The organism is Streptomyces sp. NPDC002044 (genome assembly GCF_040296725.1).
Classification (GTDB): domain Bacteria; phylum Actinomycetota; class Actinomycetes; order Streptomycetales; family Streptomycetaceae; genus Streptomyces; species Streptomyces antarcticus.
On sequence record NZ_JBEOXU010000062.1, the window covers coordinates 25,298 to 35,620 of the forward strand.

At 72.8% G+C, this 10,323-nt stretch carries 13 protein-coding genes; 8 read left to right on the plus strand and 5 right to left on the minus strand.

Annotation, left to right across the window (positions count from 1 at the left end; translation table 11 throughout):
- Positions 1-403: 403 nt before the first annotated feature.
- Positions 404-1,525: a glutamate--cysteine ligase gene (locus ABT106_RS17350; protein WP_351277859.1), complete on the minus strand. Its 1,122-nt coding sequence runs from the start codon at positions 1,523-1,525 to the stop codon at positions 404-406.
- Between the two features lie 219 nt (positions 1,526-1,744).
- On the opposite strand from ABT106_RS17350, the gene ABT106_RS17355 reads away from it, so the two are divergent.
- The 5 genes from ABT106_RS17355 (at position 1,745) to ABT106_RS17375 (ending at position 4,794) form a co-directional block, all read left to right on the plus strand.
- Positions 1,745-2,119, plus strand: a complete 375-nt coding sequence (locus tag ABT106_RS17355; RefSeq protein WP_351277861.1) for a PRC-barrel domain containing protein — start codon at positions 1,745-1,747, stop codon at positions 2,117-2,119.
- Between the two features lie 174 nt (positions 2,120-2,293).
- A complete protein-coding gene (locus ABT106_RS17360; protein ID WP_351277863.1) occupies positions 2,294-2,662 on the plus strand; it encodes a PRC-barrel domain-containing protein in 369 nt (122 codons plus the stop codon).
- Positions 2,663-2,851: 189 nt separating this feature from the next.
- Entirely contained in the window at positions 2,852-3,640 is a 789-nt protein-coding gene (locus tag ABT106_RS17365; protein ID WP_351277866.1) for a hypothetical protein, read from the plus strand.
- Between the two features lie 84 nt (positions 3,641-3,724).
- A complete protein-coding gene (locus tag ABT106_RS17370; protein WP_351277868.1) occupies positions 3,725-3,898 on the plus strand; it encodes a CsbD family protein in 174 nt (57 codons plus the stop codon).
- Positions 3,899-3,990: 92 nt separating this feature from the next.
- Positions 3,991-4,794, plus strand: a complete 804-nt coding sequence (locus ABT106_RS17375; RefSeq protein WP_351277870.1) for a restriction endonuclease — start codon at positions 3,991-3,993, stop codon at positions 4,792-4,794.
- A 40-nt stretch (positions 4,795-4,834) separates the two neighbouring features.
- Here the strand turns inward: ABT106_RS17375 and ABT106_RS17380 are convergent, their stop codons facing one another.
- On the minus strand, positions 4,835-5,065 hold the full coding sequence (locus ABT106_RS17380) for a DUF6296 family protein (protein ID WP_351277872.1): 231 nt from the start codon (positions 5,063-5,065) through the stop codon (positions 4,835-4,837).
- A gap of 249 nt (positions 5,066-5,314) precedes the next feature.
- Here ABT106_RS17380 and ppk2 point away from each other — a divergent pair, with 249 nt between their 5' ends.
- Positions 5,315-6,295, plus strand: coding sequence for a polyphosphate kinase 2 (gene ppk2 / locus ABT106_RS17385; protein WP_351277875.1), 981 nt, complete (start codon positions 5,315-5,317; stop codon positions 6,293-6,295).
- Between the two features lie 215 nt (positions 6,296-6,510).
- Positions 6,511-7,128: a DinB family protein gene (locus tag ABT106_RS17390; protein ID WP_351277877.1), complete on the plus strand. Its 618-nt coding sequence runs from the start codon at positions 6,511-6,513 to the stop codon at positions 7,126-7,128.
- 29 nt (positions 7,129-7,157) lie between these two features.
- On the opposite strand, the gene ABT106_RS17395 is transcribed toward ABT106_RS17390, so the two are convergent.
- The 3 genes from ABT106_RS17395 to ABT106_RS17405 form a co-directional block, all read right to left on the minus strand.
- The gene (locus tag ABT106_RS17395) at positions 7,158-7,430 is read right to left on the minus strand and encodes a DUF4404 family protein (RefSeq protein WP_351277879.1); all 273 of its coding nucleotides are present in this window, start codon (positions 7,428-7,430) and stop codon (positions 7,158-7,160) included.
- A gap of 215 nt (positions 7,431-7,645) precedes the next feature.
- A complete protein-coding gene (locus tag ABT106_RS17400; protein WP_351277882.1) occupies positions 7,646-8,062 on the minus strand; it encodes an ATP-binding protein in 417 nt (138 codons plus the stop codon).
- A 92-nt stretch (positions 8,063-8,154) separates the two neighbouring features.
- Positions 8,155-9,039 carry a SigB/SigF/SigG family RNA polymerase sigma factor gene (locus ABT106_RS17405; protein ID WP_502979404.1) on the minus strand — a complete coding sequence of 295 codons (885 nt, stop codon included), beginning with the start codon at positions 9,037-9,039 and terminating at the stop codon, positions 8,155-8,157.
- Positions 9,040-9,396: 357 nt separating this feature from the next.
- On the opposite strand from ABT106_RS17405, the gene ABT106_RS17410 reads away from it, so the two are divergent.
- Positions 9,397-10,221 carry a polysaccharide deacetylase family protein gene (locus tag ABT106_RS17410; protein ID WP_351277884.1) on the plus strand — a complete coding sequence of 275 codons (825 nt, stop codon included), beginning with the start codon at positions 9,397-9,399 and terminating at the stop codon, positions 10,219-10,221.
- Positions 10,222-10,323: the final 102 nt, after the last annotated feature.

Consider the following 10,323-nt stretch of genomic DNA (forward strand, 5'->3'; position numbering starts at 1 on the left):
CCGGGCGGGTACGCCGTGTACGCCGCTTGCGTCCAGGCGGGTAAGCGGTGCAGGGGGCGGGGCTGCCGCCCGGGATCCGTGCCCGGATCCGGCTGCTGAAGCGCCGGTGCCGGGGGAGTGCCGGATCGCGCCGCGCCCGGGCGGGGGGAGTGCCGGGCAGGGCGTCCGGTTGCCGTGCGGATCCGGGCGGCAGCTCACCGTGCCTCCCGAGCGCCGGCCGCGTGATGACGGGGGGATGCCATCACGCGGCTCGGGCCCGCTCGGGATCCCGCGCCGCTCACCGCCGCGGGATCCCTGTATCCACGCGTGTGGCCCGGATCCGGGGGCTCAAACGGGGCAGCACCCGGCTGGTTCACTAACCGGGTCCGCGGACGCCGCGATGATCAGGGGCGTGCCGCGCCGATCAGGCGTCGCCGCCGGCGGTGATCTCCGCGCAGCGGGTGACCACGGCCGCGAGGTCCCCTTCGGTACGCAGCAGCTCGCGCTGGACGCGTGCCCCGTTGCCGTGCTCCAGGAGGCGGGCGACGCCCTCCCGGACGCGTTCGTCGTCGCCGTGGTCGGCCAGGGCTTCCCGCACATGGGCGTAGAGCGCCTCGACGGCTCCGGCGGGCGACGTCTCCCGCATGGTTCCGGGATCGATGAGCGGGCCGTCGAGCCCCGAGCGGCCGGCCCGCCAGGAGGCGAGGCGCAGCAGACCCGTTCCGATCCTGGCCGGTGGCCGCCCGTCCCGCCATTCGCGGGCGGCGGTCTCGACCAGGCCGCGCACCAGGGCCGCGAGCAGGACCGGGGTCGTCGCGTCGAGGCAGACGTCCGCGACCCTGACCTCCACCGTCGGGTAGGCGGCGGACAGCCGGGCGTCGAAGTACATCATGCCCTCGTCGCGCAGTACGCCGGTGTCGAGCATGGCGCGGACCTGCTCGTGGTAGCGGTCGGCGGACCCGAAGACGTCCGTGGCTCCGGCCGACGGGAGCCGGTTCCAGACCCGGCTGCGGTAGCTGCCGTAGCCGGTGTCCTCGCCCTGCCAGAACGGCGAGTTCGCGCTGATCGCCGTGAGCACGGGCAGCCAGGGACGGATCCGGTCCAGGACCGCGACCCCCTCCTCGTCCGACTCCACCGACACGTGGACGTGACAGCCACACGTCAGCTGCTCCTGCGCGGTCAGGCCGAACTGCTCGGCAAGCCACTCGTAGCGCGAGCCCGCGCTCAACGAGGGCCGGACGGGCAGCGGGGAGGTGCCGAGGGCGGCCACCAGCGCCCCGGCGGACGCCGCGTGCCGGGCGGCCTCCGCCCGCCACCGGGTGATCTCCTCTTGGAGTTCGCCCATCTCCGTCACCGGTTTCGTGGCGAACTCCAGCTGCTCCTTCTGCATCTCCTTCTCGAAGGTGTGGGCAGGCTCCCCACCACGGCCCGGCAGGTGCCCGGCGGCCCTGTCGGCGGCCGCCAGTACGACCCCCGACAGGGCCGCCGGTTCGCCGCTATGGGCGTCCACCAGCAGCAGTTCCTCTTCCACGCCCACGCTTCGCATGCCGCCGCCCATCGGTCCGCCGTTCACATCGCCCCGCGCCTTCCCCACCCCACCCCACCCCTACCATGCGGGCGCCGACCAGAGGTGTCGACGGGCACGCCCGCACCCCGCGGGTTGAGGCGCCGGGCGCGGGGCAGGCGAGCCGTCGACGGAGCGCCTGCCACCCCGGCCCACGGGCGGGCGGCAGCGCCACGGAGCTGATCGAAGGAGTGGTTTCGCGTGACCGAGAACGTGTGGGCCTACCGGGCCGGGGTCGACTACCTGGCAGCCGAACTCACCGGCTACAAGGTCGAGGCGACCGACGGCGGCATCGGCAAGGTCGACAAGCACTCCGACGAGGTCACCGACGCCTATCTGGTCGTCGACACCGGCGTGTGGATCCTGGGCAAGGAGGTCCTGCTCCCCGCGGGCACGGTGATCGGCATCGACCACGAGGAGCGGACGGTGTACGTGGACCGTACGAAGGACCAGGTCAAGGCGGCCCCGGAGTTCCACCGGGACGAGCACCTGGGCGACGACGACTACCGCCGGGCGCTGGGCACGCACTACGGCTCCGGCGTCAGCGGCATGCCGTTCGGCGTCCCGCCGGCCTGACCCGACCGCGCCGCGGCGGGCACCCCCTCCCACCGTCTCGGAACGGGACGTGTGAGCCCCGGCTTCCGGGGCACGCGGTGCAACGGGACGGACCGGTACGCCCCGTGCCCCTGACGGCGGCGTACCGACACACCCACCGACTCACCGCACGATGACCGAAGGAGTTGTGTTCACATGACCGAGCATGCGTGGAGCCACCCGGCGACTTCGGGCTACCTGGCCGGCGCCGACCTGACCGGCTACAAGGTCGAGGCGACCGACGGCAGCATCGGCAAGGTCGACAAGCACTCGTACGAGGCCGGTGACGCCTACGTGGTGGTCGACACCGGAGTGTGGATCTTCGGCAAGGAAGTGCTCCTCCCCGCGGGCACCGTGACCCGTGTCGACCCGGAGCAGCAGAAGATCTACGTGGACCGGACCAAGGAACAGATCAAGGACGCCCCGGAGTTCATCCGGGCCACGCACCTCGCCGACACCCAGTACCGCGAGGAGATCGGCCTCTACTACGGCATCGGCGGCCCCTTCGGCGGCCGCCCCGTGTGACGGTTCCCGCACCTTCCGCCCGTGGGGCCGGACTCCTGAAGGAGTCCGGCCCCACGGGCGTTGCGGGCGCCGGGCCCCCCGGAAAGCGATCACCTCCTTCGCGGGACACCGGGCCGCGGGCGGGCGGTGCCGGGGCAGCGGCTAGCCTGGCCGCCGGCGGACCGGGCGGGGCGCGGGGAGCGGGGCGGCATGAAGCACCAACAGGTACTGGACAAGCTGGCGGCGAAGGGGCACGTGCGGGCCCTGGACGAGGAGCTGGCGCGCTGGGTGCACTGGCAGATGGTCACCCCGCTGCCTTCCCACGAGGAACTGACCCGCGACGTGGTCACCCCGGTGCTCACCCGCTGGCGCTGCCTGCTCGACTCCCACGAGGCACGCCCCGCGACGCGGAACGTCGTCCGGGTCGCCCTCGCTACCTTGCTGCACAAGTACGGCTTCCAGGACCCCGCGGTCACCGCGGCCGCGGTCGAGGCGGTGGACGCCCTCAACCGCGATGTCGTGCTCAGCGACGCCTTCGCGCGGCAGTCCGAGGAGATCAAGCGGCTCCTGTGCTCGCCGCCCGTCCCGCTGACGCGCAGGCCGGGCTCGCCGCGTTCCCTGACCTTCCTGCGGCCCGGAGACGTTCTGTCCATCGAGCTGGGCGGCCGCTTCCACGCCGCGTACGTGTGGAAGGTGTACGGCCTCAACGAGACACCCGTGATCGAGTTCTACTCCGGGACGTTCGCGCAGCCGCCCGCCTTGGCCGACCTGGCCGACGCGGAGGCGGCCCGCCCGGGCGGCCGGGCCCGCTTCGGTGTCGACGGCCTCACGTACCTGCCGGATCCGGCGAACCAGGTGAGGGCTGTCGCCGCCGGGCACGAGCAGGGCCCGCGGGGCGGGGAGCCCGGCCCCGGGCAGGGGCTGTACACGCTGTCGGACCTGATGACCCTCCAGCGGCACATGGCGGACCTCTTCGAGGAGAAGATTTCCGGTTCCTGATCCTGACCTGCGCGTTTGGAGGCCGTGATCCGGGTCAGACGCATCCGTACGAAGAGTTCCCGTCGTCCCGGGGAGTGATCAGCTGTGCCGAACAACGAGAAGGGCCGGGCCAAGGCCGAGCAGGTCAAGGGCAAGCTCAAGGAGACGGCCGGACGCCTGGTGGGCAACGAGCGGATGACGGCCGAGGGCCGCGCCGAGCAGACGAAGGGCCATGCCCGCCAGGCCAAGGAAAAGATCAAGGACATCTTCAAGCACTGATCCGCTCGAAGCGCCGACCCGCACGCCGGTGTCCGCCGCGCGTCCGCAGCACGTACGCAGCACGTCCGCATCACACGAGGGAGGGCTCCCGCATGACCGTGCCGGGGGAAGGCAGAAGGACGGCGGGGCGCGGTTCCGCGTCGTTCGGCCGCGATGTGGTGCTGGCCGTGGGGCTCGTGGGGATCTGCGTGGGCGGCCTCGCCGTGTTCCTCAAGGCCGCCGGAGGGTCCGGACCGGGGGTGCCGGTCGTACCCGTCGTGACGGCGCTGGTCCTGGCGGCCGGAGTGGCGCTGGCCAAGTGGGGAGTGTCGCCGGTCCGCCGCCGCCGCTCCGCCGCCCGGCCCGGCCGCGGCCCGGCACCGTACGGGGATCCGTACATGATCGAGGTGACCGCGGTACTGGACGGGCCCGACACCCGGGAGCTCCCGGACGTACGGCCGGACGTCCGGCAGGTCCCGGACGTCGACGCCGGTGCGCTGGACCACGCCGCGGTCGACGCCGACGGCTTCGAGCACACGATAGCCGCGCTCTGCGCGCGCGACGGCTGCACGCCCGTGGAAGTGGTGGGCGGCGCGGGCGACCTGGGCGCCGACGTGATCGCCACGACCCCGGACGGACTGCGCATCGTCGTCCAGTGCAAGCACTACTCCGACACCAACCGGGTCGGCTCGCAGGACCTCCAGCGCTTCGGCGGCACCTGCTTCGCCGTACACGACGCCGACGTGGCGATCGTCGTCACCACGAGCTCCTACACCGCCCCGGCCCTGGAGTACGCCGACGGGCTCGGCATCGTCTGCGTCGACGGTGAGGCCCTCGCCGCCTGGACCGACCTGGCCTCGCCCCCGCCCTGGGAATCGGGCAGCCGCGACGCCGCGGCCCGGGTCACCACGGCCTGAACGGGAAGGGCGCCGCCCCGGCGCGCGGGGCGGCGGAAGGTCAGGACGGCAGCGCCCGCGCGCTCACCCGCTGAGCCGGTTCCTGGCCGCCGCCGCTGGGCAGGACACGGACCTCGCCGCGGTCGCTGATCTCGGCCCGTACGATGCCGGTCTCGTCGGCGTACACGGGGTGGCCGCCCGGCCCCTTCTGTCCGGTCACGGACACCACCACGATGTCCTGTCCCGACTCGGGACCGTCCTCGAAGACCAGCTCGTACCTCTGGGTCTGCATCGTGTTCCATCCGTCCTGGGGGTGCCGGAAAGGTGCTGCGGGCGGAGCGGGTAGAGCCCACGGCCATGCTCCGTCGCGGCCCGGCGGCGCGCATCTCGCGGGCGCCCGGACGGTGGCGCCCGCCGCTCCCGCCCGGGCCCGGGACGGGAGGGCACAGGCCGGTTAGGCCGTCCGTGCAGGGGTAGGCGCCGCGCAGGGCGGTGCGCGCCGATTCGCGGCGCGGCGGCCCCCGAGAGGAAGGCGTACGGGATGAGCGATCAGGCGGAAGCGCGGCAGCACGAGCTGCTTCTGGCCGGGCTCCGGGTCGACGCGAGCCGTCCCGAACAGCCCGTCCTGCTCGACGGCGCGGGCCTGCCGATCCGGACGTGGCGCGAGAACCACCCGTACGAGCGCAAGATCCGGCGCGGCGAGTACGAGCGCGCCAAGCGGATCCTGCAGATCGAGATGCTCAAACTGCAGAAGTGGGCGAAGGAGACCGGCGCCCGCGTCGTGGTGGTCTGCGAGGGCCGGGACGCGGCGGGCAAGGGCGGCACCATCCAGCGGTTCACCGAACGCCTCAACCCGCGAGGTGCCCGGGTCGTCGCCCTCGACAAGCCCACCGAGCGCGAAGCGGGGCAGTGGTACTTCCAGCGCTACGTCGACCACCTGCCGTCCGCCGGCGAGATCGTGTTCTTCGACCGGTCCTGGTACAACCGCGCCGGCGTGGAGAGGGTCATGGGCTTCTGCACGGACGAGGAGTACCGGCTGTTCCTGCGCCAGTGCCCGTCCTTCGAGACGATGCTCGTCGAGGACGGCATCCACCTGGTCAAGTTCTGGTTCTCCGTCTCCCGCGCCGAGCAGCGCACCCGCTTCGCCATCCGCCGCGTGGACCCCGTGCGGCAGTGGAAGCTCTCGCCCACCGACATCGCCTCCCTCGACCTCTGGGACGACTACACGACGGCCAAGATCGCCATGTTCCGCGCCACCGACACGGCCGACGCCCCCTGGACCGTGGTCAAGAGCAACGACAAGCGCCGGGCGCGGCTCCAGGCCATGCGCCACCTGCTCTGGCGACTGGACTACGCCAACAAGGACCCCGAGGCGGTGGGCCTCCCGGATCCCCTGATCGTGGGCGCCGCCGACACGCTCCTGGAACCCGGCGAGGAGACCACCGACCTCTCCCCGACGCCGCTGGCCGCCCGTCCGGCGGGCCCGGGTGCCCACCCGTCGGGCCCCGGCGCCCACCCCTGAGAAACCGTTCCGTCCCTGGCGCCGGGCCGGGCGGCGCCGCCCGCGCCGAACGCGCGGCCCGTGGACGGCCGTTGGCCCGCCCGCCCGTGGAGGCGCACGGAAACGGGGATGCGGCGGGGTGGGCGCTGTGCCAGGCTGACGGGCTCGTGGCGGCTCCTGCCGGGGCCGGGGCCCCGGCCCGTCCCGCACCGAGCAGCACACCACAGGAGCATCCCGTGATCCCACCCCGTCTGGCCCCGCTGCTGGAGCAGTTCGACTTCGCGACCGAGCGCCTCGTCGGCCGCATCGCGGGGCCCTCCATGGACAGCGGCGACGGCGCGGAGACCAAGACCGTCCCGATGACGGACGAGGAGTACCTCTGGGAGCCGGTGCCCGACTGCTGGTCGGTCCGCAGGCGCGCGGACGGACCGGGGGCGCGCGCGACGCTCCTGGCCGGCGCCGGTCCCTGGGGGCGTGACGCCGCGGCGTACCCGCACCCGTGGCCGCCGCCCTTCACCACGCTGGCCTGGCGGCTGAGCCACCTCGCCGAGATGCTGTCGCTCCGCGCCGAGCACACGGTCGGCGCACGCGTGCGGACCCGCGACGACCATGTCGTCAGCGGGGACGCCGCCGGGGCCGTCGCCGCCCTCACCGAAGGCGCGGCGGCCTGGCGGAAGGCGCTCGCCGCCGCCGATGACGCCGCCCTCGACACCGTGGGCCACTGCACGTACCCGCACGGCAGCGACGCGGAGGAACCGTTCCTCGACATCGTCTGGTGGGTCAACCAGGAAGTGCTGCACCACGGAGCCGAGATCGCCCTGCTCCGCGACCTGTACCGGTCACGGCGGGCCTGACCGACCCGCCCCTCCCGACGTCCCGGAGGTCAGACGCCCATCGAGGTCAGGCTCCGCGCGATGCTGTCGAGCGTCGCGCCGATGCGCGGGTGGTTGATCTCGAAGCGGGCCAGTGACTGGTTCAGACCCTCCAGCAGGCCGCCCTCGGCGGAGTGGTTGTCGGCGTGGTCCTCGCGGGCGGCCGCGGCCTCGAGCCGGGTCACCAGGTCGGCCAGATGGGCGCGTTCCCCCGGGGACAGCGACGGGTCCGCGGCCTGCTCGCGCAGGGTGGTGAGGGACGTGCGCAGTTCGTGCGTGGGCATCGGCTGTCCTGTCGTCATCGTTCCGTTGCTCTGACAGAGCCCCGGATACCCCGGTTGCGGCGGGCGAATCCGCCTTGACCACCGACGCGGGCCGGTTCGGTGCGGAGCGTCGGAGCGAATGGGCCGCAAGGGCCGAAGGAGACGTCCGGCCGGCCGGCTCGTGCGACGGGCGGGGTGCGCCGTCCCGGGAGACCGGGGAGTTACGGGACGCCGGCTCAGCGGGGGAGCGCCGCGATGATCGCCTTGCCCGGGCCGAACCGCGGCTGGACGACGGTCACGGAGTGGGCGAGGCGCTGGATCAGGGGCCAGCCGAACCCGCCGGTCCGGCCGCTGAGGTCGGGGCTGCGGTCCTGGGGGTGCGCCGGGCTGGGGTCCTCGACGGTGACCTGGATGAGGTGGCGGTCGGCGCGGAGGTTCAGCGCGGTGACCGCACCGGCGTGGCGCAGCGCGTTGGTGACCAGCTCGGAGACCAGCAGCAGCACGTTCTGGACGGTCGACTCCGGCGGCGGCGGATTGAGGTCCGCGAGGAAGCCGCACGCGGCGTCGCGCGCCTGCGCCGCGCGGAGCGGCCCGCACGTGCACTCCAGCGGATGGTCGGTGGGAGAGTTCTCGACCAGGTACAGGTCCTGCATGGCATTCACCCCGTTCTGCGGCGGCCCCTTCCGTGGGCCTTCCCGCGCTGACCCCGCGGGAGGGGTCCGGGAGCAAAGGCTCCCGGATGTCGTCAGTTGGTGGCGAGCATGCCCTCGCGCAGACGGCTGAGCGTGCGCGTGAGAAGCCGGGAGACCTGCATCTGGGAGATGCCGAGGCGCGCGCCGATCTGAGCCTGCGTCATCTCCTGGCCGAAGCGCATCTGGATGATCAGCTTCTCGCGTCCGGCGAGCTGCTCCAGCAGGGGCGCCAGGCTGTGGAGGTCCTCGAAGAGCTCCATGGCCGGGTCCTCGTCGCCGAGGGTGTCGGCGAGGGCGCGCGGGGCGCTGTCGGACGACTCGTCCTGGTCGTTGTCGAGGGACTGGCTGGAGTGGCCGTTCGCGGCGACCAGTCCCTCGATCACCTCGTCGTCGCTGAGGCCCAGGTGGGTCGCCAGCTCGCGGACCGTCGGCGCGCGGTCGAGGTCGGCGCTCAGCTCCTCCTTGCCGCGGGCCAGCTGGATGCGCAGCTCCTGCAGCCGCCGCGGGACGTGCACCGCCCAGGTGGCGTCGCGGAAGTGACGCTTGATCTCCCCGGTGATGTAGGGGAGGGCCAGGGTCGTGAATTCGTTGCCCATGGCCGGGTCGAAGCGGTCGATGGCCTTGATGAGACCGATCGTTCCGACCTGGATGAGGTCCTCGATGTCGGTGCCGTCGGTGCGGTTGCGGAAGCGGCGCGCGGCGAACTGGACCAGGGACAGGTTCATCTCGATCAGCGTGTTGCGCACGTACTGGCGCTCCGGGGTCCCCTCCTCCAGGGTGGCGAGGCGGAGGAAGAAGACCTTCGACAGGGCGCGGGCGTCAGCCGGGGCGACCTCGCGGGCGTTGTCGATGCGCGGCAGCTGCGCCGGCACCTCGGCCCTCGCCGAAACCTCCTGGGCCGTGGCGGCGGCGGTCTGCTGCGTGGCGACGATGTTCACTGTCCGCTCCCTGGCGCGATCTCGACTTCTGGCCGGTGGCACTCCCCGGTGCCGCGGCCGGTGTGGCTGCGCAGCAAGAGCATCGCCTGTCCGCACCACACCCGTCAAGCAATACGTGAAAAACTTTTCGTGAGTCGTGTTGCGTGAAAGCTCTTTGGTGTGATGAATCTATCCAAACGGTGCAAAACGACGTCTCTTTGTCGACATGAATACCGTCCTGGGCAGACGTGGCACGGGATCCAGTGCCACGAGCGGACCTGGATACCGGCCGAACGGACGAGGAGGACTCCGCCGTCCCTTCCGTAGCCTGGTGCGAGAACGTCAGACCGGGGGCCGAGCACAAGGGGAAGCACATCCATGGGCATCGTCAGCAGTTCCGGGACCCGGCGGCGGACCAGCGTCACCGTGGCGGCCGCCGTCCTGGGCCTCCTCGCCGCGGCGGGGGCTCCGGCCATCGCGGCGACGGACGTCCCCGCCGGCCCGAACCCGGCCCAGCCACCCGCTGGTAGCCCGGCGAAGGCACCGGCCGGCAATGCGGCGAAGGCACCCGCCGCGGCGGCCGCGTCCGGGGTTCCGCTCGGCATCTCCCGCCTCGCCGAGGGCGCCGGCCGCGCCATAGCGATCACGATCGACGACGGCCCGGACCCCACCTGGACGCCCCAGGTCCTGCGGGTGCTCAAGGAGAACGACGTCAAGGCGACGTTCTGCATGATCGGAACCAAGGCGCGCGCGTACCCGGACCTGGTCCGTGAGGTCGCGGCCGCCGGACACCGGCTGTGTGACCACACCGTCGATCACGACGTGACGATGGACCACAAGCCCGTCGCCTACCAGAAGCAGCAGATCCTCGACGCCAAGGACATGATCGAGAAGGCGGCGCCGGGCGTCGCCGTGGACTACTACCGTGCTCCGGGCGGAGCGTTCACGCCGGACAGCCGGGCGATCGCGGCCGCGAGCGGCATGCGGCCGCTCGGATGGAGCGTGGACCCCAGGGACTGGAGCCGGCCGGGCCTGCCGGCCATCGTGTCCGCGGTGGAGAACGGGCTGCCCCGGCAGCCGACGGTCCTCTTCCACGACGGCGGCGGAGACCGCAGCGAGACGGTCGCCGCGCTGAAGGAGTACCTCCCGTGGCTCAGCGCGCACGGGTACACCTTCGCCTTCCCGGACCGGACCACCCCCTGACGCCGGAGTCCCTGCGGCCGTGGCTGCGCTGGTCCCAGTAGACGGCGCGGACCACCCCGCGCAGCGCGGCGCGCTGGAAGTGCCAGGAGTCCTGGCCGAGGC